Annotated in this window: 27 protein-coding genes; 12 read left to right on the top strand and 15 right to left on the bottom strand. The window is 42.7% G+C overall.

Translation table 11 applies throughout. The annotated features are described in order from the left end of the window. The 4 genes from murD to HZC01_05265 all read right to left on the bottom strand — a co-directional run bounded on the left by murD (position 1) and on the right by HZC01_05265 (position 4,118). Positions 1–2,142 carry a UDP-N-acetylmuramoyl-L-alanine--D-glutamate ligase gene (murD, locus tag HZC01_05250; protein MBI5038078.1) on the bottom strand — a complete coding sequence of 714 codons (2,142 nt, stop codon included), beginning with the start codon at positions 2,140–2,142 and terminating at the stop codon, positions 1–3. Between the two features lie 64 nt (positions 2,143–2,206). Then, on the bottom strand, positions 2,207–2,614 hold the full coding sequence (locus HZC01_05255; GenBank protein MBI5038079.1) for an NUDIX domain-containing protein: 408 nt from the start codon (positions 2,612–2,614) through the stop codon (positions 2,207–2,209). Positions 2,615–2,673: 59 nt separating this feature from the next. Then, positions 2,674–3,723, bottom strand: coding sequence for a phospho-N-acetylmuramoyl-pentapeptide-transferase (gene mraY / locus HZC01_05260; protein MBI5038080.1), 1,050 nt, complete (start codon positions 3,721–3,723; stop codon positions 2,674–2,676). 8 nt (positions 3,724–3,731) lie between these two features. Then, positions 3,732–4,118 (bottom strand): hypothetical protein, encoded by a 387-nt coding sequence (locus tag HZC01_05265; protein MBI5038081.1) that lies wholly within the window; start codon positions 4,116–4,118, stop codon positions 3,732–3,734. On the opposite strand from HZC01_05265, the gene HZC01_05270 reads away from it, so the two are divergent. The 11 genes from HZC01_05270 (at position 4,113) to rpmA (ending at position 15,028) form a co-directional block, all read left to right on the top strand. After that, entirely contained in the window at positions 4,113–5,897 is a 1,785-nt protein-coding gene (locus HZC01_05270) for a glycosyltransferase family 39 protein (protein ID MBI5038082.1), read from the top strand. The genes HZC01_05265 and HZC01_05270 overlap by 6 nt on opposite strands. A 75-nt stretch (positions 5,898–5,972) precedes the next feature. Continuing rightward, entirely contained in the window at positions 5,973–7,700 is a 1,728-nt protein-coding gene (tadA, locus tag HZC01_05275) for a Flp pilus assembly complex ATPase component TadA (GenBank protein MBI5038083.1), read from the top strand. 8 nt (positions 7,701–7,708) lie between these two features. Continuing rightward, positions 7,709–8,929, top strand: a complete 1,221-nt coding sequence (locus tag HZC01_05280) for a type II secretion system F family protein (GenBank protein ID MBI5038084.1) — start codon at positions 7,709–7,711, stop codon at positions 8,927–8,929. Continuing rightward, positions 8,907–9,881, top strand: coding sequence for a hypothetical protein (locus tag HZC01_05285; GenBank protein MBI5038085.1), 975 nt, complete (start codon positions 8,907–8,909; stop codon positions 9,879–9,881). Before HZC01_05280 ends, HZC01_05285 begins: the two co-directional genes overlap by 23 nt. Positions 9,882–9,884: 3 nt before the next feature. Beyond that, positions 9,885–10,433: a hypothetical protein gene (locus HZC01_05290; protein MBI5038086.1), complete on the top strand. Its 549-nt coding sequence runs from the start codon at positions 9,885–9,887 to the stop codon at positions 10,431–10,433. A gap of 2 nt (positions 10,434–10,435) precedes the next feature. Then, on the top strand, positions 10,436–12,217 hold the full coding sequence (locus tag HZC01_05295; protein ID MBI5038087.1) for a hypothetical protein: 1,782 nt from the start codon (positions 10,436–10,438) through the stop codon (positions 12,215–12,217). A 2-nt stretch (positions 12,218–12,219) separates the two neighbouring features. Then, on the top strand, positions 12,220–13,296 hold the full coding sequence (pilM, locus tag HZC01_05300; protein MBI5038088.1) for a type IV pilus assembly protein PilM: 1,077 nt from the start codon (positions 12,220–12,222) through the stop codon (positions 13,294–13,296). Between the two features lie 32 nt (positions 13,297–13,328). Next, entirely contained in the window at positions 13,329–13,856 is a 528-nt protein-coding gene (locus HZC01_05305; GenBank protein MBI5038089.1) for a PilN domain-containing protein, read from the top strand. Beyond that, positions 13,849–14,361 (top strand): type 4a pilus biogenesis protein PilO, encoded by a 513-nt coding sequence (pilO, locus tag HZC01_05310; protein ID MBI5038090.1) that lies wholly within the window; start codon positions 13,849–13,851, stop codon positions 14,359–14,361. Before HZC01_05305 ends, pilO begins: the two co-directional genes overlap by 8 nt. Beyond that, positions 14,345–14,653: a hypothetical protein gene (locus HZC01_05315; protein ID MBI5038091.1), complete on the top strand. Its 309-nt coding sequence runs from the start codon at positions 14,345–14,347 to the stop codon at positions 14,651–14,653. The genes pilO and HZC01_05315 overlap by 17 nt, the downstream gene beginning before the upstream one ends. 96 nt (positions 14,654–14,749) lie before the next feature. Then, entirely contained in the window at positions 14,750–15,028 is a 279-nt protein-coding gene (rpmA, locus tag HZC01_05320) for a 50S ribosomal protein L27 (protein ID MBI5038092.1), read from the top strand. Positions 15,029–15,083: 55 nt separating this feature from the next. Here rpmA and HZC01_05325 read toward each other — a convergent pair whose 3' ends face one another. From HZC01_05325 to murA, 5 genes are read right to left on the bottom strand one after another with little or no spacing between them, the layout of a single operon-like run. Beyond that, positions 15,084–16,715, bottom strand: a complete 1,632-nt coding sequence (locus HZC01_05325; protein ID MBI5038093.1) for a CTP synthase — start codon at positions 16,713–16,715, stop codon at positions 15,084–15,086. Then, entirely contained in the window at positions 16,712–17,152 is a 441-nt protein-coding gene (gene rplI, locus HZC01_05330; protein MBI5038094.1) for a 50S ribosomal protein L9, read from the bottom strand. The genes HZC01_05325 and rplI overlap by 4 nt, the downstream gene beginning before the upstream one ends. Positions 17,153–17,176: 24 nt before the next feature. Next, positions 17,177–17,446: an acylphosphatase gene (locus HZC01_05335; GenBank protein ID MBI5038095.1), complete on the bottom strand. Its 270-nt coding sequence runs from the start codon at positions 17,444–17,446 to the stop codon at positions 17,177–17,179. A 6-nt stretch (positions 17,447–17,452) separates the two neighbouring features. Beyond that, positions 17,453–18,706 carry a S41 family peptidase gene (locus HZC01_05340; GenBank protein ID MBI5038096.1) on the bottom strand — a complete coding sequence of 418 codons (1,254 nt, stop codon included), beginning with the start codon at positions 18,704–18,706 and terminating at the stop codon, positions 17,453–17,455. Positions 18,707–18,716: 10 nt separating this feature from the next. Further along, positions 18,717–19,973 (bottom strand): UDP-N-acetylglucosamine 1-carboxyvinyltransferase, encoded by a 1,257-nt coding sequence (gene murA, locus HZC01_05345; GenBank protein MBI5038097.1) that lies wholly within the window; start codon positions 19,971–19,973, stop codon positions 18,717–18,719. A gap of 135 nt (positions 19,974–20,108) precedes the next feature. On the opposite strand from murA, the gene HZC01_05350 reads away from it, so the two are divergent. Then, the gene (locus HZC01_05350) at positions 20,109–21,359 is read left to right on the top strand and encodes a PEGA domain-containing protein (GenBank protein ID MBI5038098.1); all 1,251 of its coding nucleotides are present in this window, start codon (positions 20,109–20,111) and stop codon (positions 21,357–21,359) included. Positions 21,360–21,362: 3 nt separating this feature from the next. Here the strand turns inward: HZC01_05350 and HZC01_05355 are convergent, their stop codons facing one another. The 6 genes from HZC01_05355 to HZC01_05380 are packed head-to-tail and all read right to left on the bottom strand — an operon-like array spanning position 21,363 to position 25,653. After that, entirely contained in the window at positions 21,363–22,088 is a 726-nt protein-coding gene (locus HZC01_05355) for an NTP transferase domain-containing protein (GenBank protein ID MBI5038099.1), read from the bottom strand. A gap of 4 nt (positions 22,089–22,092) precedes the next feature. Further along, positions 22,093–22,653, bottom strand: coding sequence for a dTDP-4-dehydrorhamnose 3,5-epimerase (rfbC, locus tag HZC01_05360; protein MBI5038100.1), 561 nt, complete (start codon positions 22,651–22,653; stop codon positions 22,093–22,095). Further along, on the bottom strand, positions 22,643–23,491 hold the full coding sequence (gene rfbD, locus HZC01_05365) for a dTDP-4-dehydrorhamnose reductase (protein MBI5038101.1): 849 nt from the start codon (positions 23,489–23,491) through the stop codon (positions 22,643–22,645). The genes rfbC and rfbD overlap by 11 nt, the downstream gene beginning before the upstream one ends. After that, positions 23,488–24,096 carry an HD domain-containing protein gene (locus tag HZC01_05370; GenBank protein ID MBI5038102.1) on the bottom strand — a complete coding sequence of 203 codons (609 nt, stop codon included), beginning with the start codon at positions 24,094–24,096 and terminating at the stop codon, positions 23,488–23,490. Before HZC01_05370 ends, rfbD begins: the two co-directional genes overlap by 4 nt. Then, complete coding sequence (gene rfbB, locus HZC01_05375; protein MBI5038103.1) at positions 24,083–25,237, bottom strand: dTDP-glucose 4,6-dehydratase; 1,155 nt, start codon at positions 25,235–25,237, stop codon at positions 24,083–24,085. Before rfbB ends, HZC01_05370 begins: the two co-directional genes overlap by 14 nt. Beyond that, positions 25,234–25,653, bottom strand: a complete 420-nt coding sequence (locus tag HZC01_05380; GenBank protein ID MBI5038104.1) for an NUDIX hydrolase — start codon at positions 25,651–25,653, stop codon at positions 25,234–25,236. Before HZC01_05380 ends, rfbB begins: the two co-directional genes overlap by 4 nt. Positions 25,654–25,658: the final 5 nt, after the last annotated feature.

The following is a 25,658-nucleotide window of genomic DNA, read 5'->3' on the forward strand; positions in this document are numbered from 1 at the left end:
TTAACGAATTGATAAAACAAATTTGCTAAATTGATCGCCGCGATCAAATTCATTTTGAAACATACCGAAACTTGCCGCGCCTGGTGATAGTACAACTGGGTATCGACCCACGGATTTTTCCTGTGCAACTTGAATAGCTGCTTGCATCGAATGAACGGTCGTACATTGATAATATTTTTTCTTTCGTAGTAACTGGTTAATTTTGTCTGAAGCGGAACCAGACAACAATATGCACCAAACTGCGTGCTGGCGTATTGTTTTCACAAACTCATTAAAATCCAATCGCTTATCAGCGCCACCGGCGATCAGTACAACTTTCGAGTTGATTGATTTCAGTGTGGCTATAGCAGCGTCTGGAATAGTCGCGGTCGTATCATTGATATACGCTACACCCTGTATTTCGCGAATGACCTCCATCCGGCCTGACAAACCGTGAAACGCAATAACCGCTTTTCGAATAATGGTATGTGACACACCAGAAATTCGCGCAGCCGCTATGGCCGCCAGAATATTTGATACATTATGAGCACCACGAAGTCCACAATCAGATAACCGCATAACTTCAGACAAAACACCATTAATGCGCACAAATATGGCTCTTTTATGAACAAATACGGCGTGCTGCTCGTTAATTGATTTACGAGAAAACCACATGCGCTTGCCAGGCACTTCTCTTCCCCACATCCGAGTCGTGGGATCATCATAGTTCAAGATCGTCCAATCGTCCTGGCTTTGAAATCTAAAAATATTCTTTTTCGCATTATGGTAGCCGATGACCGTTTTATGACGATTCAGATGATCATGCAGAATATTAGTTACTACGGCAATCGGTGGGCTGTGCCGTGCCTGCGCGCTATCCTCGAGCTGAAAAGAAGACAGCTCCAGTACCGCGGTACGACTACTAATTGTTTTTGAAAGCAAATCAAACGGTGAAATACGAATATTACCCCCAAGCAACGGTCGTTTCTTCGCGTGCTTAAGTATTTCATAAATCAATTGCGTCACTGTGGACTTGCCCTTCGTCCCAGTCACCCCAATGATTGGCGACTTACTCAAACGATAGAAAATACTTAATTCATTTTCGACGGGCACTTGTGCTTGATGAGCCGCTTTAATGTAAGGTGAATAATTTGGCACGCCAGGATTTTGGATTACTAAGTCAGTATGAGTAAAATCCCTCATTTGATGCTTGCCAAGCACGTACGTAATATTTTTCTTTGGTAACCGTTTGATTGATGCGGCTAGAATTTTGCGCGATCGTAAGTCAGTTACGATAACGTGTGCACCACGCTTATGCGCCCAACGCGCCGCTGCTATTCCACCGCCGTGCAATCCTAATCCCATCACTGTTACCCGCTTTCCTTTCAGCCTTAGATCAGGGCCGATCCATTTATAAATAATGTCTTTTATTAAAGTTAATTGTTTTTTCTCACGAAATGTGTGCGGTGCATCTGGTATGAGGACAAACTTTTTTTGGCAGGTAAGGCGTTGATAGAGTTTAAAAACATGTTCTGCAGGAGTACTGTCATCTTTTTCTCCGACAATCAATAAAGTCGGCATAATTAAACGCTTTGCCTGAGGCAACACATCATATCGTAAACGATCTTCCATATGAGACCATTTTAATCGTTTGATTAACCCAGGTTTGCTTTTGCTGTATTTGATAAGCCAGCCTGTTCTTTCCCATTGAACATATTCCCTCTTCTTTTCAACGCGTGAGATACTCAGCTTGCCTGATACTACAGGAGATATGGGTATCAGTGATGCTACCTGCTCAGGATATCGTTGAGCATATAAAATTGAACAGATACCGCCAAGCGAGTGCCCGGTCAGCCAGAATGGCTGCTGAAACCAAGGCTGCGTCCGTGCCCACTTAATAACATCTTCTAAATCTTGGTAATAATTAGTGACCGTCGCATTTTCATACGCCCCTCCGCTTTCACCCACACTATTTGTTGTATCAAAACGAACGACCGTAAAATTTCGTTCATAAAATGTTTTCGCTACCAGCTCAATATGCTTTTGCTCTTTAAAACCACCCAATCCGTGCATAACAAAAACCAACCCACGGGCTCGAGGGTTGATCTGGATGAGCGTAACTAGGCGCAAACCATGCCGATTACGAATAATTTTCTTTACCATACGTAGGCACTACTATACCACAAAAGCTCACTTTTTTGAAGTGAGATGTGCGAATGCTACCTGACTATTTCCTTAATTTTGATGGTAGCTCAATAAAAACAGATAGCGGTATTACTTGTTTTCGGCGGTATCGTTCAATAGCCGCCAAAACATTGTTACTGCGGATTTTACCTTGCTTCGCCAATGCTTTAATTTCATCGTATGAAAACCATTGTATTGCTGGATGTTCAGATGTAATTCGCAACCTCCCGCCAATAATTTTAGAAACTACCACAGGAGCTATCAGAGTATTGCCCCGCTGAGTAAGCCGCACCTGATAGATGCCAATTAACTTGGTTGGTTTAACTCGAAAACCAGTTTCTTCAAACGCCTCCCGGGTGGCACATTCTACGATCGTTTCTCCTAGTTCCATATTACCAGCTGGAAAGTTATATTGACCACGAACAAAGTATTTTGATTCCTGAACGAGCAAAAACTTACCGCCACGGCTTATCAGATTACATACTGCAATAAATACTCCGCGTCTTCGCATTATCGATCAACTAAAAATATTATTACGCCCAATACAGCAGTCACTGCCGCGATTATCCAAAATCGCATAACAATTTTTGGTTCTGGCCAACCCCGAGCTTCAAGATGATGGTGTAATGGCGACGAAATAAAAACTTTTTTATGAATTGTCTTACGCGCGATAATTTGAATAATAACGGAGCCAGAAACCAAAACAAACATAAACCCAATAATGGGAAGTAACAAAGCGGCATTTGTCAACATGGCAACGATGCCAAGCGTAACCCCAAGGGACATCGCACCCGTGTCACCCATAAAGAAACGTGCCGGATTGATGTTAAACCATAAAAAAGCAAGCAGTGAACCAATAATCACTCCACAGAAAGCGGCTAAATCCATCCTGCCTTGAGCAAACGCAATTGCGCCAAAAGCACCGAACGCAGCTAAGAGCGTCCCGCCCGCCAAACCATCCAGACCATCAATTTCATTCACGGAAAAAGCGGTTGCTACGATAATAAATAAAAAAATGGGGACATACCATATACCGATATCATAATTCCCCACAAATGGAACGTGGATGGTCGTCCAGTCGAGCCGATAATAAAACCACCAGGCACCAACCACAGCAATAAGGGTGTAAAGTAGTAATTTATGCCTGACGCGAAGCCCTCCACTATGGGCGCCAACTCCTTTAATATTAAATATGTCATCAATAAATCCAATGATGGCAGAAGCAACGAGGGCGGCAAGCGGTAGCCAAGTTTGCGATCGATTAAGAAAATTGAGCTTATCAATAAATGGATTATCAACCATGTTTGCCAGGACAAAGAAAAAAATTGCCAGCACCGCCGTGGTTACCCAGATCAGCAACCCCCCCATGGTGGGAGTGCCAGCTTTTCCCTGATGTAATTTACTATAAATTGGAGTTTCGCCTGTTTCACGGATCGTTTTCCCCATTTTAAACTTATACAAGTAATGGGTTAAAAGCGGGGTCCACGCAAGCGTCACCACAAAAGCGATCGTGGTAAGCAAAAAAACTTTAATAATATCAATATTTTCGGGCAATTCCATAGTTATTACTATAACGTGTTCTGACGCATAATCAAGTAACTGGCAACAACTAACAGAACCTGACAGGCAAGAGAAAAACTAAGTTGTAATCGAGACAAAATAAAAGACTTTTTATGAAGCTGCCGGGCAAAAATTATATTAAGTATCATGATGCCAGTACCTATTGCCGGCATCAAAAAAATTCTGTACCATTGGCCAACAAGGTCTACCCCAAAGTAAATGTTATAATGTAAGTACATAACCTCTTCATACGGGCTGACGACCAATGCCAGGTATATCCACTGACCAACATTAAATGCCAATCCGGCTGCAATAAGCAGAACCGAAACCCGATCGCGAGAAAGAAATGGGTCGCGCCGTGAAACTAATCGCTTGAGTAGTGAAACAATATGCATTATCGTAAAATTCAAATACTTGCAGTTATACTATTGCTAGGCGGAATGCTCGCACTAGAGATATCATCTATTCGTTTAGAAACACAGACAACAGATGAAGGGGCGCATTTAGCAGCAGGCTACAGTTACTTAGCAACGGGCGATTTCCGTCTCAATCGAGAGCACCCGCCGTTGATCAAGGAGTTAGCAGCGCTACCGCTGTATCTGATACATCATTCTCTAAATCAGCCATTTAATTCACAAGCTTGGAGAGCGTCAGATCAATGGCTATTTGCGAAAAACTTTTTATATTATAATCGAATTTCTGCTGATACGCTATTTTTCCTCGGGCGCCTACCGATCATGTGCCTGAGTCTACTGCTTGGCTGGTGGATATTCCGTTGGACCAAAGAAATGTTCGGCACGCCAAGCGCTTTTATTGCGCTTATATTTTACGTACTTGACCCTACTATTATTGCGCATAGTCGGTATGTTACGACCGATCTGGCCTTGACGCTCTGCTTCTATATCACCATATATTATTTCTATAAATACCTCAAGTTTGGCCAAGTGCGCTGGTTAATTGGTTTTTGGGTGGTTTTTGGCATTGCCCAAGCGAGCAAGTATTCTGCAATTTTTCTTATTCCAATTATCCTAATCATGTATTTTTTGAGTTTATGGCGATCGCATGAACTAAGGGTACAGCAAACAGTGAAGAACTTTTTTCTGCTATTCGGCGGCATGGCGGCCGTGACCATAATGATACTCTCGGTAGTATACGGTTTTCAGGCACCAAAATTGATTGATGACATTTCTGTTCAAAAACTTCTTAATAAGCGCGAAGTTTTGATTGTTACTGATCAAGTAAAAAACCAGGACGTTTTAATCCAAAAAATTATTTCTCTAGCTGATCCTGCTTCTAAAAGCGGGAAAATAGTTTCTTCATTGATGCAATCAGTACCCATTCCATTTCTCCCGTATTTTGACGGATTGATCCAGGTGTACTTCCATGATTACTTTGGCCACACTTCCTACCTAATGGGAAACCATGCTGAATTTGGCTGGTGGTATTACTTTCCAGTTGCAGTCGCAATCAAAACACCAGCTATTACCTTGGTGGGACTAGCTGCGGTCATTTTATTCGGAGTGTATCGAGCTGTCCAAACGCTCAAAACAACACGTTCTATAAAAAAAATGTTTGCACGCGTTCCTATTCATTTCTATTTTTTAATTCTACCACCGTCGATATTTTTTCTGATTAGTATGAATGGTAGTTTAAATCTCGGAATACGGCACGTACTTGTCATTTATCCATTTATTTTTAGTATTTTAGGGTGGGCTATTTACCGATTTTGGACAAACACTGGCTGGTTTCCGCGATTATTAATTATTATTGGCATGAGTTTGTACATACTTTCTTCAATAACAATTTTCCCCAACTACTTATCATATTTTAACGAATTTATTGGCGGGTCAAAAAATGGATATCGATATCTTGTCGATTCAAACAACGATTGGGGTCAGGATGTTAAAAAACTAAAAACATATTTACGGAAACATAATATACCATATGTTTGCATGGCATACTTCGGGCAAACAGAGTTAAATTATTACGGCATTGATTATCGGTATTTGCCGGATAATCAACATTTTACTTCAACAGACAACCTTAACTGCGTCGTCGCAATTAGCATCACCGCACTGTACTCAAAGGAAGGCGAATACGCTTGGTTGCAAAAATATTCACCAAATACGACGATTGGATACTCAATTCATTTGTATGACTTTCGAAAACCCTAGATAAATGGGGTACTTTGACGAAAGTGAGTTTTTCTGCTATATTATACGAGCGAACGGAGGTAAAATTCGCTCAAAATGATATCAAACGAAGAAATTAAAAAGATACTCGCAACGTCGAACGTGATCCCCGAGGATCAGTTAAAACAGGCTTTGCAAAAAAATGCTACAGAGGGCGGCGGGATCATCGAGTATCTGATTAGTAAAAACATCGTTTCGGAAAACGTTTTATACGAAGCGATTGGAAATTATTATAAAATCCCTTTTATTGACCTGCGGCGGTTATCCATCCGGAAGGATATCTTGACATTGATTCCGGAGACAATTGTTCAAACGTACCAAATAGTCGCTTTTGATCAATCTGAAACAGAACTCAAAGTTGGTACTACCGACCCAAAAAATTTACAAATAATTGAATTTCTCAAAAAAAAGACAGGTCTTCGCATCAAGGTACACGTCACCACCCCCTCAAGCATCAAAGAAGTGGCCACTCAATTCCACAAAGGCCTTTCATCAGAGTTCAAAAACATTACCAAAGGGGACGTCGCCCTAAAAGAAGGTGAAGAAAATTTACAACAACTTGCACAAGACCTTCCTATTGTCCGAATTGTTGATACGCTGCTTGAGTATGCAATATTTGAAGGCGCGTCAGATATTCATATCGAACCAACCGATAAGGACATCATGGTTCGATATAGAGTTGATGGTGTGCTTCGTGAAGCGATGCGATTACCAAAAAATTTACAACCCGGTGTTACCGCTCGTATAAAAATATTATCAAACCTCAAAATTGATGAACACCGCCTTCCTCAAGACGGTCGATTTAAGATCGCCACGTCCGAATATAAAATATCATTTCGCGTTTCTATTATACCTGTCTTTGATGGCGAAAAAATCGTCATGCGTTTACTCAATGAATCGTCAAAATCACTTTCACTTGAGCAGATCGGCTTTCAGCTTAAGGCGCTGGAAATTGTTCAGGCCAATGTGCTAAAACCGCAAGGAATGCTCCTCGTCACCGGGCCAACCGGAAGCGGTAAAACGACAACGCTGTACACATTAATGTCACTGCTCAATCGACCAGAAGTAAACATTTCGACAATTGAAGATCCCGTCGAATACCGGATGCCTCGGATAAATCAAAGTCAAGTTAACCCAAAAATTGGATTTACCTTTGCTGCTGGATTGCGTTCACTCTTACGACAAGATCCGAATATTATTATGGTCGGAGAAATTCGCGACAACGAAACTGCGCAAATTGCAACTCATGCGGCGCTAACCGGACACTTAGTACTTTCTACTTTGCACACGAACGATGCTGTTACGACACTCCCCCGTCTCGAAGAAATGGACGTTCCACGGTTTTTAATTGCTTCTACAACCAACGTTGTTATTGCACAGCGACTTGTGAGAAAAATTTGCTCAGGGTGCATCCAAAGTTACACACTTTCAAAAAAGGCTATCTTGGATTTAGAAAAAAAGTTCGATTTAAAGGCTATTTTGAAAGTTTTGGAAACTCAGGGAATTATTCAGTCTGCTGAAGTTCCAATAGAATCCCTCCTTTTTTATAAAGGCAAGGGTTGCAAACAGTGTGGTAATAGCGGATATAAAGGACGCGTTGGAATTTTTGAGGTTTTAGAAATTACCAAAAAAATTGCTAAAATGATCGTTGATCATGAACCGGTTCCGGTTATTTTAAAAGCGTCGATTGATGATGGCATGTTAACTATGATGCAAGATGGATTTATAAAAGCAAAAAATGGAGTTACCTCGATTGAAGAAATATTAAGAGCCACCCAAGAATAAAAAATACTATGGCAGAATACCAATATACCGCCAGAACACCTGAAGGAAAACTAGTAAAAGACCGAATGCGAGCAAAAAGTACAGATGCGCTTGCAGACGATTTGAAAAATAAGGGTCTTATTCTTACTCAAGCCAAGGAAATGAGGCCAGGTGGAGGCACTAATTTTTTTCAGTCAATGATGAATTCAATGAGCGGTGTGCCAATAGTCGACAAAATATTTTTTACGCAAAACTTGTCGATTATGGTGAAAACTGGCTTTTCATTATCTCAAGCGCTAAAGACGCTTTCGGCACAAACATCAAATAAGAAATTTAAGGGCATCATTGATGATATTCGAAGCGACGTGGAGAGCGGCGCAGCTTTGTCAAACTCACTTCAGCGTTTTCCTAAAGTATTTCCCGAAATTTTTGTAAACATGATATCGGCTGGTGAAGCCAGCGGTAAGCTCGATGAAATATTAATTACGCTGACGAATCAAATGAAAAAAGATCATCAGATTGTCAGCAAAGTTCGCGCAGCACTGACGTATCCCTCTATAGTCATTTTTGCCATGATTGTGATCGGCGTAGTCATGATGGTTACCGTCGTCCCCCAGCTACTTTCAGTATTTGACGAGTCCACCACTGAATTGCCGGTGACTACAAAGATATTGGTTGCTTTTAGCGACCTGCTGAAAAATTATTTACTGTACGTAGTCGGCTTCGTCGCTGTTCTCGCAGTAGCATTTCTTCGCTTTCGCAAAACGAAGTCAGGGAAAAAATTAATTCATGCTACCATTTTGAAATTGCCGCTTATTTCTCCAGTGGTAAAAAAAGTTAATTTAGCCCGTTTTACTCGAACACTCAGCTCTTTGCTCAAAACTGATATTCCCATTGTTCAAACTATGCAGATTATTTCAAAAGTATTGGGCAATGTGCATTACAGCAATGCAGTACTCATCGCCTCAGAACAAGTGAAAAAAGGTGTTAGTATTGTAAAAACGTTAGAAAATGAATCAAAACTTTTTCCGCCAATTGTCACTCAAATGATTAGTGTCGGTGAGGAAAGCGGTACTCTGGATAGTATTACTGAAGAAATTGCTGATTTTTACGAAGAAGATGTGGATCAAACATTGAATACGCTTTCCAGTGTAATTGAACCTATTCTTATGCTTTTTATCGGAGGCGCTGTTGCTTTTCTAGCCTTATCAGTATTGCAACCTATGTATGGATTGGTCGAGGCGATTTAATACACAGACGTACACCTCATCTGGTTTTAGCATTATTGAATCTGTTGTTACCATTGGATTAACCAGCATTCTTATCATATTGTTTGGTGCAACGTACACCGCCACTACGACTGACCGCTACCTCCATCACCGCTCACTCGCATATATCGCAGCAGCGGAGGAGCTTGAAATTATTCGCAATACTGATTTTGACACTCTCGATACACGAACAAACGCTCCCTTCATCGGCGTAGCGTACACTCAGGGTACCTGGACCGTAGAAACACTAGCGTCTCCGCCAAGTGGAACTCATGTACTTACTGTGGTACCCAACGCTTCCTACACCCCGGCGAGTCAAATATTTATTCCTGAATTTGGCTATAAAAACTTTGACTTTTCGAGCTCATTTATGGTCAATAATAGTTCAGGAAATGGCTGGTCGGTATACTATTTCTATCGCTACCAAGACCCACAAAACTATTACTCCCTAAACATCACGAGTACCCAAGCGGTTTTGGAAAAAAAAGTTGCTGGTGTAACCAGTCAACTAGGAACCACGAGTCACGTTTTTTCAAAAAATTCTTGGTACACATTAGCCGCAAGCGTTACGGATGGCACTTTTACCATTACGCTTGATGGCTCCCCCCTGGTAACGGGTACTGATGCCCAAAATGAACTAACCAAAGGCAAGCTTGGCTTTGGGGGGAATGCCCAAACGCGTATGTATTTTGATTCAGTCTCAATCACTGGACTCAATACCCACAGTTATAATTTCGACAGCGATACATCAGGAAGCCTTCCTGACCAATGGCAGCGCTACGGCGTACCCCAGCTACCCAGCGCAGCTGGTTTGCTAACGATTAGCCATCCGGATCCACTTTTTGATGATTTAAAAGCTGTAACCGCGCAGGTTACCTGGTCAGAACGTGGCGCTACAAAAAGTGTTGAACTATCTACTTTAATCTCACCTTAAGCCATGAATTTGCAGGAATTGCTCGTCACTCTCATTATCGTTGTTATAATCTTTAGCATTGTTTTTGCTTCGTATTTGACGTACATCAATGTGTACAAAGTGCAACTCGTACGAAATACGCTTTCGACCGAACTCAGCCGCATCTTTGCAGTCAGTACGAAATCAGTTCGCGGCGCTACCGAAGTAGTCGCGAGCCTCACCATAGGTGGGAATACATATACAACCGGCTCTCATACAGTAATTGTTAAATCACCTGCTATCGATGCGAATGATTTGATAGTCAACAACGCGTACGACTACTTTATTCTTACTAGCCCAGTTGGTACTCCTAATTCCTTAGTGATGATCACAGAGGCCGACCCAGCCAGTGCACGAAGCTCAACCACGACAACCCTTACGACTCATCTCAGTTCATTACAAATTAACTACGATTCAGAAACAACGGTGGACATCTCCCGCGTAGAATTAATTCTTTCCCTGAGCCAATTTGCCGCAAATCGGACAATAACAAACACTGGCCAATCGACTATCTTTTTAAGAAACTCACCGTAGCTATGCCGGCACAACGCGGACAAACAATTATTATAGTCATTATATTTATCTCGGTATTTTTAACTATTGGAGCGACGTTGTTTGCTCAATCAAATAACACCCGTCAAATAGTACAGCGCCAAGCCGTACTAGAAAAAGCTCGTAACATCGCTGAAGCAGGCATTGCAAAAGCTACCTGGTGCTTAAATAACCCCACCGAATGCAGTAGTCCCTATACCGGCGAAACGACAACTTTTGACAATGGCCAATTTAGCACTACATTAACGTCTGTTGGATTAAGTTATCGTATCGTCTCAACTGGTACCTATCTTTCTGTTACAAAAGTTGTGACTGAAGAAATTACTCAGCAATCAGTTTCTTCCGGTGCATCCTTTTTTTATGGCGTTCAAGTCGGAGCCGGTGGATTAGACATGGCTAACAATAGTTATGTCAATGGTAACGTATATTCCAATGGTTCAATTACAGCGGGTAATGGGGCATACGTCACTGGCGATGTCTATGTAGCAGGCGGAACTGCCCTTGCAACAAACCAAGAACAAACAACAACTACATCTGATTTCCCCTTCGGGCAGGCGAGCCCCAATCCATCAGACATCGCCCAGAGTTTCAAAACAAATATTTCAGAGGTGGTTAATAAAGTAAGTCTATATTTAAAAAAGGTTGGGTCTCCTGGAAATGCTACTGTTCACATATACTCCGACAATTCCGGAAACCCAGGCACTTCTTTAACCAGCGGCACACTTAGTGCAAGCCTAGTCACCACAAGTTACGGTTGGGTTGATGTAACCTTTAACACCAATCCACAACTTACTGCCGGAACAACTTACTGGGTTATTGTTGACGGTGGCAGTCGGAATGACCGCTATTACATTTCTGGCAAAACCACAGATACTGCATATACAAATGGTACGGGTAAATCGAGTACTAACCTCAGCAGTTGGACGAGTGCCAGTGGCGACTTTACGTTTAAAATTTGGCTCGGCGGCATAGTCACTTCTATCAACGGATTACAAATTGGTGATAAAGGGCACACGTGCGATAACGGCCACTATGCCACACACCATGGCAATGCCTACGCTCATCGCATCCTGAATAGCTGGGTTGAATGTGACGCTTTTTTTACTGCTGACCCCGGTGATATTACCGGAACCACGGTGGGTAGAACAAAGCATGCAAATAGCACGGATCCTGCTCCTGAAAATATGCCCGTATCTGATGGTCAGATCACTGAATGGAAATCGATTGCAGAAGCAGGAGGAACTATTACGGGCGACTATACTCTTACTAATTTTGCGACTGCTACCCTTGGCCCAACAAAGATTACAGGAAATATGTTAATCGATAACGGGGCTCAATTAACTATCCGTGGGACGATTTGGGTGTCAGGTACGATTACGTTAAGCAATGGGGCGGTTATCTCGCTTGACCCAGGCTATGGAGCAACCAGCGGCATCGTCGTAGCTGATGGTAAGATTAATGTTAATAACAACTGTGTTTTTAATGGTTCTGGTACTTCAGGCAGCTATATTATGTTTTTGACTACCAGTAGCACGCTCGACAATGATATTATAATAAGCAATAACGCTGAAACTGTTATTTTTTACGCCGGTAATGGTATGATAAATGTGTCCAACAATGCCGCCTTAAAAGAAGCAACTGCGTATAAATTATACTTATCCAACGGCTCCACCGTGTCATATGAATCTGGATTGGCCAATGCGTCTTTCGCAAACGGCCCCGGCGGCATATGGACTACCAGTAAAACTAATTGGCTCGAATTGTAGCAATGTCAATATTTAACTACAATCATTTCAATAACCTAATCGGATTAGATATTAGTGATTCTAAAATTCGCTTTATTCAATTTCGCCAAAGCGGGAAAAATAAATATCGAATTATAAGCTTCAGCGAAAAATCAATTCCTCAAGATTTAATTCGATCAGGTACGGTCAGTAACCCCGATGCAGTTACAAAACTTTTGGTTTCAATGGTAAAAGAGCCTGATTATGGAAAACTGCAGTCAAAATTTGTAAACTTCTCAGTTCCTGAAAAAAGATCATTTGTGAAGGTTGTTACCGTCCCGTTAGTACCATCTGATGAACTAGCGGGAACTGTTCGCTGGGGAATTGAACAAAACATTCCAGTTAATATCAACGAAGTCCAATACGATTGGCACGTCGTCAAAAGCTCACCGTCCCTCGCCAAAGATAAAATGCAGTGCATGGTTGCAGTCAGCCCAAAAAATATTATCGATGGCTACGCAGATATTGTTACCCGAGCTGGTTTGGTGCCCATTTGTGCAGAAAATGAATCTGTTGCAATTTCACGGTCTCTTATTAACACCAAAACAAATCCCGATGCGTCGATTATGATTATTGACCTTGGCAGAAGCCGAACTAATATTATTATATTTCACAATGACGCAGTTCAATTTTCATCATCGATTGAGGTAAGTGGAAATGAAATGACTCGAGCGGTTGCCCATAAATTATCTTTATCATTTGAAGATGCTGAAAAAATTAAAATACTATACGGCCTTGATTACCACAAAGGTCGCGGACAGATAAAATCTGTACTTGAACCACTCATGGCACAATTAGTCAACAAACTGAAGGAGTACGTCCAATATTACAGCGAGTACATGCTCGGGAAAAAATCGATAACGCAGGTTTTGCTTACTGGCAATGTAGGCAAATTATCAGGAATTCAGCAATATTTGGCTGCTCAATTAAACATTCCGATATCGATTGGCGACAGCTACACAAATATTCGCGTACTCAAGTCACACGATGAACACATTGCTAAACTTAACACGGCCTCTTATTCAACAGCGATTGGTCTGGCTTTGAAAAAAATACTATGAGCCTATACCCTGGGGTGAACCTATTATCTCGCATGCAGAAAAAGCAAATTCAGCTGGAATGGTATGGTTTTGTATCAAAAAACATACTATTTATTACGGTTAGCGTATTGGCGATCACCAGTATTGTCATAATATTTTCGATTACTTTATTAGATAATCAAGCAAATAATTTAGATGCCCAAATAGAAGATGAGCGTATCATTAAAGAAGATGGAAAGCTGTCAACCATCAACGATGCCACTGCAACGCTTAATACCACTATTGAACGTGTTCGCTCAATTCAGAAAAACTATATAAGTTGGACCGATTTTCTTACTACATTTTCAACACTTATTCCAAAGGATATTACTATCAATTCTATTTCGATTGTGGGGAAAAATCAGGAAATAAACATTTCAGGAAGCGCCCCTACTCGCGAGTCGTACCAAAATTTGTTAAAAGCATTGGAGTCAACCCCCCTGCTTTCAAATGTCCAATCTCCTATATCAAATCTTGTACAACGAGAAAATATAACTTTTGCCATCACCGCTCAAATAACGCCTGAGGAATTGTATGAATAAGTTTTTGAAGTACAAACAACTATTGATTTTTGGTGGCAGCGCATCAATTGTGTTGATAGTGACTTTAGTATTATTTGTTATTCCTCAGCTACACGAAATATCCGAAGCAAAAACGAGTATACATGACAAGCGCGTTCAGCTCGAAATTTTGAAACGAGAACGATCCAATATCGAACAAACGCAGCGAGAACTTTCGAGTATTGAAGAAAATATTAAAGACTTAGAAAAAATATTTATTGATGGGGAGGAAGTGCTTAATCTTATTTCCGCATTGGAAACAGTCGCTGAAGATAATGGCGTTGAACAAGAATTGGCATTACTCGGAGAACCAACACAAAATACATTTAGCATGAAATTAACTATTTCCTGCACGTGGGCTGAGTGTTTGAATTATTTATCAATCCTCGAGCAACTTGATCAGTATGTCAGCTTAAGCGATCCTCTCATAACGAGGGTTAATAGTCGCTTGACCATGAGTTTTAACGCGTATGCATATACCAAATAGTAAACAACTTTTTCAGCAATACTCTGTTTCAATAGTTTTTTGGCTGAAGCGTCATATTGCCCTGGCAGTAAACAGTGTAGTATTAATACTTTTGATTATTTTGGCTCAATTTATTTATACAAACGTTTATCTGAGCGTTATTAATCCAGAGCCAATCGATCAAACCGAAATAATTGCTCGCCGCAAAAAAGTCAACACTACGGAGTTCGAAACTGCTCTCAATCAAATACAGCAAAAACAGACGCCGACAGATGGACGCGTCTTTAAGGAAATTGCCAATCCTTTTGACTAGCTCATCTTGACAAGCTTGAACATACCCGATATATTTGAAATCACAATTTTAAGCTACCCTTAACTAATAACAAAATCTTCTAACTAAATTAATGGTATGGCACACGTAAAAGGAGCAGGCACTACATCACTTGGTCGCGATAGTCACGGTCAACGCTTAGGGGTCAAATTATTTGCTGGCCAAAAAGCACAAGCCGGTAATATTATTATCCGACAACGCGGTACGAAATTTCGAGCTGGCACAAACGTACGACGCGGTCTCGATGACACGTTATATGCAGAAAAAACAGGCGTTATTGCATTTTCACGACGCAAAATTCGCCGATACAACGGTAAGTTAGTATCAGCGCAATTTGTGAGTGTGAAAACTGCTTAGCGGCAAAAATAACTCCTTAGTTAACCTGCAAAACCCGAGCGATAAGCGAGGGTTTTTAGGTACGTTCGCGCTTTACGCAGGCTCTGACAAAATCTCGGAAAAGCGGGTGCGGACGTAACGGACGCGACTTAAATTCAGGGTGGAATTGCACACCCACAAACCAAGGATGGTCAGTTAACTCAACTATTTCGACTAACAGGCCATCTACACTAGTCCCTCCAATCCGTAATCCGGCTTGCTCAAATTGCTCTCGGAATGCGTTATTAAATTCGTAGCGATGACGATGGCGCTCAGCAATACGCTCCTCTCCGTACGCGTGATAGCTATGCGATCCTTTTACCAGCTTGCAATCCCAGCTGCCGAGACGCATGCTGGCACCATACTCAAATTTAAGCATCTTTTTTTCCTGTTCCGGCATAATGTGAATGACTGGAAACGGGGTTTTCGCATCAAATTCAGTGCTGTTGGCGCCCTTCAATTTCACGACATTTCGAGCAAATTCTATAGTTGCGATTTGCATGCCAAGACACAAGCCAAGGTATGGAATCTTTTGTTCACGGGCATATTTAGCGGCAGCGATTTTCCCCTCTGATCCACGACTGCCAAAACCACCAGGAATAATAATACCATCAGCCGTTTTAAGCTTACTCCACTCTTTCCGATCGCGTTGTTCCAGTTTTTCCGCATCGGCCCAGTCAACCTTCAAACGAGCATTTTGGACTGCGGCAGAGGCCTTCAGGGCCTCCATAATGCTAATATAAGCGTCACCGTGCTCCACATACTTGCCCACCATGGTCAGTTGTAGTTTATGCTTACCATCCTTAATTTTTTTTACCAACGTTTTCCACGGCTGAAGATCGGGTCGGCGCGGACGCATGCTAAAATTTTTGAAAATAATTCCAGAAATGTTAAATTTTTCAAGATTTACTGGTACTTCGTAAATGGACTTAATCGTCGGGGCTGGAATGACAGCCTCAAGCGGTACATCGCAGAATTGAGCAATCTTGTCAGTCAGCTCTTTTGATACCGGATAATCAGATCGTGCCAAAATAATATCGGGCATGATGCCAGCACTTCGCAGTTCTCTTACCGACATTTGAATTGTTTTTGTTTTCAATTCATGCGAAGTCTTGAGATACGGCATTAATGCTACGTGAACGAATAATACCCGTTCGCTGCCCAATTCTCGCCGCATTTGGCGAGCCGCTTCAAGATAGGGCTGCCCCTCAATGTCACCCACGGTTCCGCCAATTTCCATTATCAAAAAATCAGCTTTTGACTTTTCAGCAGCAATAAAGGCGCGTTCTTTTATCTTATTCGTAATATGAGGCACAATCTGAATCGTCTTACCCAGATACTTCCCTTTGCGCTCCTCAGCTAATAATTCTTGATATATTTGACCCGTCGTGACATTGCTCAGCTGACTTAAGTTTTCGTCAAAAAAACGCTCATAGTGCCCAAGGTCAAGGTCGGTTTCCGTACCATCATCGAGCACAAAGACCTCACCATGTTGATACGGACTCATCGTACCTGGGTCAACATTTAGGTACGGGTCGAACTTAATGCTAAAGACCCGATAGTGACAAGCCTTCAGGATAGCGCCAATAGATGCCGCGGCAATACCCTTGCCTAAGCCTGAGACAACGCCTCCAGTAACGAAAATGTAGCGGGTTTTAGTTGACGTCATGTTTGTATAACTACCGAAAGATTAGCCTGGTGCGAGCCAATGAAAATAGGAATACTATAGGTACCTACCTCTTTAATCGGTTTTTGTAGCCCTATGTGATCTGGTTTCAGTCTGTATTTCAGCTGCTGATAAATAGCTTCGGCTAATGAGTGGCGATCAATTCCTTGGAAAAGCCTTCCCTGATCATTCGCCTTTACCCGGATTTGAACAGTAGAACCAGAAATATTTGAAACAAAGGTACGTTCATCTTCTGCCGCCCGCTCTATCTGATGCTGGCGTTTTTGTAGATCAAGCTGATACTGTCGACGGGACTGGTCCGTGACCCTGGTGGCAAGCCGCCTTGGCAGTAAAAAGTTACGTGCATAACCCTCGGTTACATCCTTAATTTCACCCCGATGGCCACTCCCGGGTACGTCTGATAAAAATAGCACTTCCATAAGCTTTTCTTTGTTTCTAGTGTACTACAGAATTTTAAAACCATCAAACGTCTGGGGAGCGACCGTCTCCGAGACCTGAACACTGATATCCCGACCAACGGGAATTTCATATCTCAACCACTCAATAAATTGAGTTATTTCTGCCGCTGATGCCTGTGCCATGATAGCGACCGTACCATTGCGCATATTCTTGACCCAGCCAACAATACCATGCTGACGGGCATAGATCTGGACAGTCAGCCGCATCGTAACCCCCTGAACGAGACCTGAAAGGGTTAACTGCACAGTACGCATACAACGCTATTTTTTAAGCTCTTCCTGCGCTCGGTCAAGCTGGGGATCCCGATCGTTATTATAATCCTCAGCAGACTGCTCAACGACAATATCAGGCGTAATCCCCTCCTCATCAATTGATGATCCAAGCGGGGTCAACCATTTCGACACGGTTAATTTTAGTGAAGAGCCATCGCTAAACTGCTCATAATCCTGCACAGAACCCTTGCCAAACGTTTGTGTTCCGATAATGGTTGCCCGTTCATTATCCTGCAGCGCGCCAGCTAAAATTTCTGAAGCAGAAGCGCTTCCTTCATTTACCAAAACCACAATCGGAATGTCCGTGAGTAAACCCTGGCCTTCCGCATGATACTCCTTTCGCTCCGAACCAGAATTTTCGATCACAATAATTTCCTGCCCCGCGAAAAATTGTCCTGCTAAGTCAACCACGGTATCCAGATACCCTCCTGGATTATTCCGAACATCAATAATAAGACCCGATGGATTCTTCAGCAGCATCTCCTGAGCGATTTGGCGAAATTCTTGATCCGTTTCCGTATCAAAATGGGTTATCTCGACATACGCATTACCGTCATCGAGCATCTCCCAATCAATACTTTTTACGGTAATTATATCGCGGGTAATTGAAACATCACGGGGTTCATCTGAGTCCGCTGAAGCGATAGTTAAAACAACGGTGGTGCCCTGAGGGCCACGAATTAAATTAACCGCTGTATCAATACTCATATTAAGCGTGTCAGTACCATCAATAGCTAAAATTAAATCACGAGCCTTCAAGCCTGCATGAGCAGCAGGTGAATCTGGTAACGGTGCAATAATGGTTAATTGGTCATTTTTTATGCCAATTTCCGTACCGATACCTTCAAAACTTCCAGACAATTCCTGATTAAACTTAGTGGTCTCATCGGGATCTAAGAAACGTGAGTACGGATCGTCGAGTCCAGCCACCAGTCCGTGTAACGCTCCATAAAACAATTTTGTTTCATCAACCGGAGTGCCAACATATTTTGTGGTAATGGTATTCCAAACATCTTCAAATAGCTGAGGGTTAACGGATCCGCCATTAATGCTTCGATCAACTGACAATAATACTTCATCAAGCGTGATTGACCCATCGCTATTAATATCGCGTGCCTGCTGTGCTACCCCGACCACATACCCGCCGACAGCGCAACCGGCCATGGCACCAATAACTAATAAAAAAATAACCCCTCGCAGAAACCAATTTGGCTGATTGCCTTTATTTGTTTGATCTGACATGGAATAGTAATTAATCAATTTTCTTAATATGCGCTCCTAATGCACAAAGACGATCAGCTAATCGTTCATACCCTCGATCAATTAATTCAGCTCGTTCAATAACACTTTTCCCTTGAGCAATAATAGCAGCAATGACCAGCGTCGCACCTGCTCGTAAATCAAGACTGGTGATTTCCTTGCCATACAACGGACTCGGGCCCTGGATCACTGCCGTATGCGGATCGCGAATGGTCATTGAGGCCCCCATTTTGCACAGTTCACGAATATAGCCCAATCGCCCCTCAAACAATGTCTCGAAAATCGTACTCGTGCCTGTTGCCTGAGTCAACAAGACTGAAAAAGGCGCTTGTAAATCGGTAGGAAAACCGGGATAGGGACGAGTATCTATATTTACTGCCCGAAACATAGTCGTGGGTTTAATATGAAGAGTGTCGGTTCCCTTGATTTCAAATGAGACATTTGCAGCGGCTAGCTTCTGCAACACAAGGTCAAGATGAGTGGTATTGCAATGAGTAATAGTAACATCACCTCGGCTTACTGCAGCCGCGACCGCCAGTGTGCCTGCCTCAATGCGATCAGGCAAGACGGTATGATCGACGCCCAGAAGTGAACTCACGCCATGCACCGTAATAACTGAGGTGCCAGCACCTTCGATCCGTGCACCCATCGCATTTAACATAACTGCTAGATCTTCAATTTCAGGCTCAGACGCTGCCAATCGGATTTCAGTAGTCCCTTCGGCGCAGACCGCCGCCATGAGAACGTTTTCAGTTGCGGTAACGCTCATCTCGGGCAATACGACCCGTGTCCCACGTAATTGTTTCACTGAAAAAGTGTATAGCTCGTCTTTTTGCTCCACCGAAACTCCCAACTGCTCCAATCCACGAATATGAGTATCAATCGGCCGAGAACCAATGAGACACCCGCCCGGCTGAGGAATTCGAACATTCTTAAAGCGGGCCAACAGCGGACCAATAATCACCACCGACCCACGCAGGTGCTTTACGAGCTGTATGTCAGGTTCGGCACCGCGAACCTCCCGTGCAGAAATTGTCATCACATGATCAGTAAAATCAATCGTTGCGCCCAGCGACTCAAGAATTGATTGCATGGTATGAATATCTGAAATATCTGGCACATTACGTAATACAACGGTTTTATCGGTCAACAAAGCGGCGGCCATCATTTTCAGAGCAGCATTTTTCGCTCCGGACACTGAAATTGTCCCGTTTAATGAGGTGCTTCCTTCAATCAATAATCGCGCCATGCAAATAATCTTAGCTATTAATCAATCAGAAGTATAGCCAAGGCTGAGGAATTAATCAATCTATAGACGAAAAAGTGAAAATTCCGGTATACTAGCTGCATGCGACTTCGCCACCGTAGAATATATTTTATCATTATGACGCTTGCCTTTTTTTTAGCGGCGCCAATTTTAATAGGTTATGGAATAGGTTGGCGATATAATTCTACATCTCGGCATTTAGAAAAAGTTTCAGCGTTAAGCATTACTTCAACTCCACGCGGCGCGTCGGTCTATGTTAATAATGAACTTCAACAAAAACAAACGCCATTTTCAATTAATCATCTGTATGCCAGTAACTACCAGGTAAAACTCGAGAAAAGCGGATATTACGCTTGGGAAAAAAATGTGCGTACATACGCAGATCGCGTTACCCGTTTGCCCAATGCGTACCTTGTCAAAAAACAAAATTTTGAAGCGAGCATTCTTACCACCCCCATTGAATCAATGTATGTATCTCCCTCGGGCTCACGAATAATGATAGCTCATCAACTGGAGTTAACAGCTTATTTGCAAACAGGCATTCGTCAGTGGGAATACAGATTACCTGCTGAAGTCGCAGACATTCAATGGTCGGCAGACGAATCACTGCTGTTGGTTACCACGGCTTCATCTTCCACTCCCCTGGTGATTAATTCATACGATGGCAGCCGCAGCAATTTTGCATTACCTGACACAGGTACCATATATGAATATTTCTGGTCTCAGGATGTCGGCACTATCCTCTACTGCCGAACCAATCAGGCTGTGTACGAAATAAACTTAGCCAGACAAATAACACAGCAACTCCCTGAGCCACCAATCCAAAAATATGGAGATACTTCGCTTCGAATAATGAGAGATTTGGAATTAGCGACCTGGGAAACAAGTGATGGAGAACTCATAGCGAGCTTACCAGTTCCCATTTTGCATACTTTAAAAATTGTTGCATCGGGTCATTTCTTGTTTGTTCAGGATGCAACCAATCGCTCATTATTTACGATTGATGTGCAAACACGCCAATCAAAACCACTTGGGAAAAACATTATTGCCACAATGTGGGGAGCAGAACGAAAGCAACTATTGTATGCATCATCAAATGAACTGTGGCTCTACGACCCTCAAACCGTTACCCAAGAACTAATATTGCGTACCTCGCAGGAAATCACGAACGCTCAACTTATGATCAATGATCAATACATTGGCTATGTGCCCGGCGGACAAAATCTTACTCTTTTTGAAATAAGCGATTTGCCTCGTAACACCTATGTTCTGCCAACAGATAAAACAACCGGTTTGGTTACCTTGCCAAACCGAATGACGGCATATCTCAGTACTGAGACTGAAGTTTTCCCACTTGTTTTTGAGTGATATCTAGGAATCAGCTTTCTGCTGTTCACGCGCGGCGATATAATTCCCCGCCTCGAGCAGTGAATCAAAAGTACCGGCGTCAAACCATTTTCCCTCAATAACACGCACGTCAAGTTCGCCAAGCTCTAAATACCGTTTATGCAATTCCGTTATTTCAATCTCTCCGCGAGCCGAGGGGACGACTTCCTTTGCAAATTGTGAAACACGATTATCAAAAATGTAGAGCCCAGGAATAGCATAGTCGCTGATCCACTGCTGTGGCTTTTCTACAATTTGTATAACTTTTTTATGTTCATCAAACTGTACAACGCCTAAACGCTCAGGATCTGGAACTTTTTTTGCAAAAATACGGCCACCCTTCTTAAATGACTGTAGTGCCTCGGTAAAATTATCCTCAAAAATGTTGTCCCCCAATATCATTGCCACTGAATCATTATTCAAAAAATCTTCGCCAACGATAAATGCATCAGCAAGACCTCGTGGAGTTTCTTGTATCTCATAGGTAAATTTCGCGCCAAATTCCTTGCCCGATCCGAGCAAATGCAAAAAATGACCAGCATACTCAGGCGCTACAATAATCAATATTTCTTTAATGCCTGCCTGTAGTAACGTTTCGAGCGGATAGTAAATCATCGGTTTATTATAAACCGGAAGTAGCTGTTTACTAGTTATTTTGGTGAGTGGTCGAAGCCGAGTCGCCCGGCCACCAGCTAGGATAATGCCTTTCATACAACTAAGAATTACTCATGGTAAAAGGAAATTCACGGCCGGAAAGCGGCTCTAGTGCCGCATCTTTATCTGACAAAATTGCATCAGACATTGGCCAATCAATGTGCAACGTAGGGTCATTCCATATGATACCACTATCGTATTCTGGTGCATATGGATTGTCCACTTTGTAGAGGAATTCAGTATGTGGCTCGAGCGTCAGAAAACCATGAGCAAAACCGCGTGGAATGTACAGCATGTTAAAATTCTCGGCTGATAATTCAAATGATTCCCATTGGCAAAAGGTTTCCGAATCTTTCCGAAGATCAACAATAACATCAAAAACTTTTCCCGCTGTTACCCGGACGAGCTTTGCTTGAGTAAACGGTGGAAGCTGAAAATGTAAACCACGGAGTATCCCGGCGGATTTTGAAAATGAATGGTTGTCTTGAACGAACGCTCGGGTGATTCCATGCCGGACAAACGTACTCTGAAAAAAAGTCTCCAAAAAAAATCCGCGTTCATCTTGAAATACTTTTGGAATGATAAGCCAGGCGTCTTTAAATTTTGTAGGTTTAAATTCCATGTGAAATGAATTCTGCTAATGCTGTTTGCCACGATCTCATGGCCGGTAACTTGGTGTTGATTAAAATACCATAGGCGGGTCGTACCGCTGGACGGGGAAATACGCTCCCGGGCACTGCTGCCAGTTTAGCACTAACACCAGCTAATTTAAATATTTCCTGTGCAAAACCAAACCAGGTACAGGACCCGATATTTGTAACATGGTAGGTGCCAAATGGCAACTGAGAATCTACAATATACTTACTCTGAACGGCGAGGTCTGGGGCATACGTCGGACAAGATACTTCTTCGTCAATTGCTTGAACGACCGAGTTCGTTTGGGCTCGCTCAAGTATTTTGTGCACAAAACTCTTCTTGCCAGATTCCCCAATCCCCGGCTTACCAAACAATCGGGATAATCGAATAATGTAATAGCGTTGTGTCCGCTCTCGTACTCGCTGCTCCCCTCGGTATTTTGATCGTCCATATGCTGACTGAGGGTCGGGCTGATCAGCCTCGGTATAGCCCTTTTCCTGATTGCCCCTAAAAACGTATTCCGTGCTGTAATGCACCAGAATGCCCCCCACAGCGTCTACTGCCTGGGCGAGGTATCCTGGAGCCTCCCCATTAACAAAATTAGCTATAGAGGCGCTTTTTTCAGCTCCATCAACGTCGTTATAAGCAGCGGCATTCAAAACAATGTTTGGCCTTAATTCCCGGATCTTCTGAGTAACCATAGCTTGATCCGTAATATCCAACTGTTCACGATCCCAACACTGAGGTTGCTCATTATTAAAAGCTTGAGCAAGTTCTTGCCCGAGCATGCCTTGTGCTCCAATAATCAAAATAGTTCGTTTCATGGTACCAATTTTTCAATCGAATGGTTAGTCAGAAGCTGCAACTCTTCATGGATTGCCGCCAACCGCTCAACGCTTTTGCCATACTGAGCAAACCGATGATAAGCCCGACGAAATGATCCAATGTGCCTACCTTGTTTTGCAGAATAGGTATTTCGCGCGTCAGCATAGGCCAGAATTTTCTCCTCAATGCTCGTCGGAAAAAAATCTCTACCAATAAATTTGTATTGCTTGCACACACGTGCATCAAGACCGGTTCCACCCATGTGCACAATACATACTCGTGCGAGTTTTTCTCCATACCCTTTACGCTTCACCAATCGGTATCCGATAAACGCATGATATGTGGCGTCCATCAATTCCACAGACGCTTTGCTTCCGGTTACCATACGGCCGATGTCGTGCACCATGCACGCCACTTTCAAAAAGTGACGGTCAACGGGGATGCCCCGTTTCGTCAAAATTTTCGCTATTCGATCAGCAAATTTCCAATTCAATAATGAATGGCTCCAGGTATCGCGAGCTTGTTGAGGAATATGGTGTTCGCGAGCCAATCGTGTCATCCATTTTCGAATCTCTGAAAGAGATGGTACTTTAGCGCTCTTCATACTGGCGCCGAAAATATTCCTTAAATGCCCCTGATTTAATAGGACGCCACCAGGCTTCATGCTGCTGATACCATTCAATCATTTTTTCTAAATACACATCGAGCGAATACTCTGGCTGGTATCCTAGTTCTCGCTTTGCTTTTGTCCAATCAACGGCATAGCGACGATCATGCCCCGGACGATCCTTAACATAATAAATCCGATCTTCCCCGAGCTTCATGATCTTCAAAACGCGACGAATAAGTTCTAGATTATTAACGTCATCCTCCATGCCACCAATACAATACGTTTCACCCACCGTGCCATTATGCAATATCATATCGATTGCCCGACAATGGTCATCGACATACAACCAATCGCGCACATACTTACCATCACCGTAGATAGGAACCTTCTTTCCTTCAAGCAATTCTGTTATTGCCAGCGGCAGCAATTTCTCAGGAAACATATACGGTCCGTAATTATTAGAAGTATTGGAAATAGTCACCGGCAAGCCAAAACTGACGCCATAGGAGCTAGCCAGATGATCCGCCGCGGCTTTTGACGCAGAATAGGGACTTCGCGGATTATAGCGTGTCTGTTCATTAAACTTATTCGGGTCATCAAGCGTCAATGCCCCAAATACTTCATCGGTTGAAATCAAATGAAACCTTTTCCCTTGGTTGTAACTACCGTCCTGCTTTCGCCAAGCCTTAACTGCGGCTTCTAACATGATATGCGTTCCCCAGGTATTTGATAAAATGAAGTCATACGCATCAGGTCGCTCTGGACCGGCATTTAAAACCGATCGGTCGACGTGGGATTCGGCAGCAAAATGAACAACCATATCCGCTGACGCAATCCACTGCTTGAGCATTTGAAATGCTTCACGATCAAATCGACCGTATTCATCCTCAAACTTTGCTTTTGAATAAAGAATAGGACAAGTAATATCAAATTTATGAAATTCCAATCGAGAATCTCCCTCCAAATCTACAAGATTTGCCGGCTTTTGTATTCCAGTCTTTTCATCAGTGTATGGGTTGCCAGCGTATGACAATTTATCCAGGTTAATGATCGAATCACCAGGATATTTCGCTAACCAATATCGAATAAAATTTGATCCAATGAATCCGGCGCCACCGGTTACTAATAATTTCATAAATGGAGAAAAATTTTAGCGCGGGTTAATGCAGCAATGCTTACAGCATCATTAATTTTTCCTGTTTGAACCCACCTGAATGCTTTTGAAAATGGAATGGTTGCTACTGACTGATCACTCTCCTCGGATATGGTTACTGTGCCAACCTTTTTTAATTCTCGTGCTAAGAAAATACTGACAAGTTCATTCACGATCCCTGGACAGTCAGCCACGCGTCCTAATGATTTCCATGATTGTGCCACTAAACCAGCTTCTTCGCGCAATTCACGCTTGGCAGCCTGCAAGTAGGTTTCGCGTGGCTTCCGGCCACCCCAGGGCAATTCAAGTGTATACGATGATAACGGATAGCGCCACTGCTTGACAAGATACAATTCTCCCGCCTTATTCAGGGCAACGATAATGCTCGATCCGGTCATATCGA

It is taken from the genome of Candidatus Kerfeldbacteria bacterium (assembly GCA_016214565.1).
In the GTDB taxonomy this organism is placed as follows: Bacteria; Patescibacteriota; Patescibacteriia; order UBA10025; family JAHIVO01; genus JAXDBW01.

Excerpts from the sequence above, each read along its gene's own strand:
- rplI (MBI5038094.1), bottom strand. The coding sequence starts at position 17,152 with ATGGAAGTGCTATTTTTATCAGACGTACCCGGGAGTGGCCATCGGGGT.
- HZC01_05350 (MBI5038098.1), top strand. The coding sequence starts at position 20,109 with ATGACGCTTGCCTTTTTTTTAGCGGCGCCAATTTTAATAGGTTATGGA.
- HZC01_05265 (MBI5038081.1), bottom strand. The coding sequence starts at position 4,118 with ATGCATATTGTTTCACTACTCAAGCGATTAGTTTCACGGCGCGACCCA.
- HZC01_05315 (MBI5038091.1), top strand. The coding sequence starts at position 14,345 with ATGCATATACCAAATAGTAAACAACTTTTTCAGCAATACTCTGTTTCA.
- HZC01_05355 (MBI5038099.1), bottom strand. The coding sequence starts at position 22,088 with ATGAAAGGCATTATCCTAGCTGGTGGCCGGGCGACTCGGCTTCGACCA.
- murD (MBI5038078.1), bottom strand. The coding sequence starts at position 2,142 with ATGGTAAAGAAAATTATTCGTAATCGGCATGGTTTGCGCCTAGTTACG.
- pilM (MBI5038088.1), top strand. The coding sequence starts at position 12,220 with ATGTCAATATTTAACTACAATCATTTCAATAACCTAATCGGATTAGAT.
- HZC01_05295 (MBI5038087.1), top strand. The coding sequence starts at position 10,436 with ATGCCGGCACAACGCGGACAAACAATTATTATAGTCATTATATTTATC.
- rfbB (MBI5038103.1), bottom strand. The coding sequence starts at position 25,237 with ATGAAATTATTAGTAACCGGTGGCGCCGGATTCATTGGATCAAATTTT.
- HZC01_05280 (MBI5038084.1), top strand. The coding sequence starts at position 7,709 with ATGGCAGAATACCAATATACCGCCAGAACACCTGAAGGAAAACTAGTA.
- mraY (MBI5038080.1), bottom strand. The coding sequence starts at position 3,723 with ATGGAATTGCCCGAAAATATTGATATTATTAAAGTTTTTTTGCTTACC.
- tadA (MBI5038083.1), top strand. The coding sequence starts at position 5,973 with ATGATATCAAACGAAGAAATTAAAAAGATACTCGCAACGTCGAACGTG.
- HZC01_05380 (MBI5038104.1), bottom strand. The coding sequence starts at position 25,653 with ATGACCGGATCGAGCATTATCGTTGCCCTGAATAAGGCGGGAGAATTG.
- HZC01_05305 (MBI5038089.1), top strand. The coding sequence starts at position 13,329 with ATGCAGAAAAAGCAAATTCAGCTGGAATGGTATGGTTTTGTATCAAAA.
- HZC01_05270 (MBI5038082.1), top strand. The coding sequence starts at position 4,113 with ATGCATTATCGTAAAATTCAAATACTTGCAGTTATACTATTGCTAGGC.
- HZC01_05325 (MBI5038093.1), bottom strand. The coding sequence starts at position 16,715 with ATGACGTCAACTAAAACCCGCTACATTTTCGTTACTGGAGGCGTTGTC.
- rpmA (MBI5038092.1), top strand. The coding sequence starts at position 14,750 with ATGGCACACGTAAAAGGAGCAGGCACTACATCACTTGGTCGCGATAGT.
- rfbD (MBI5038101.1), bottom strand. The coding sequence starts at position 23,491 with ATGAAACGAACTATTTTGATTATTGGAGCACAAGGCATGCTCGGGCAA.
- HZC01_05370 (MBI5038102.1), bottom strand. The coding sequence starts at position 24,096 with ATGAAGAGCGCTAAAGTACCATCTCTTTCAGAGATTCGAAAATGGATG.
- murA (MBI5038097.1), bottom strand. The coding sequence starts at position 19,973 with ATGGCGCGATTATTGATTGAAGGAAGCACCTCATTAAACGGGACAATT.
- pilO (MBI5038090.1), top strand. The coding sequence starts at position 13,849 with ATGAATAAGTTTTTGAAGTACAAACAACTATTGATTTTTGGTGGCAGC.
- HZC01_05340 (MBI5038096.1), bottom strand. The coding sequence starts at position 18,706 with ATGTCAGATCAAACAAATAAAGGCAATCAGCCAAATTGGTTTCTGCGA.
- rfbC (MBI5038100.1), bottom strand. The coding sequence starts at position 22,653 with ATGGAATTTAAACCTACAAAATTTAAAGACGCCTGGCTTATCATTCCA.
- HZC01_05290 (MBI5038086.1), top strand. The coding sequence starts at position 9,885 with ATGAATTTGCAGGAATTGCTCGTCACTCTCATTATCGTTGTTATAATC.
- HZC01_05335 (MBI5038095.1), bottom strand. The coding sequence starts at position 17,446 with ATGCGTACTGTGCAGTTAACCCTTTCAGGTCTCGTTCAGGGGGTTACG.
- HZC01_05285 (MBI5038085.1), top strand. The coding sequence starts at position 8,907 with ATGGATTGGTCGAGGCGATTTAATACACAGACGTACACCTCATCTGGT.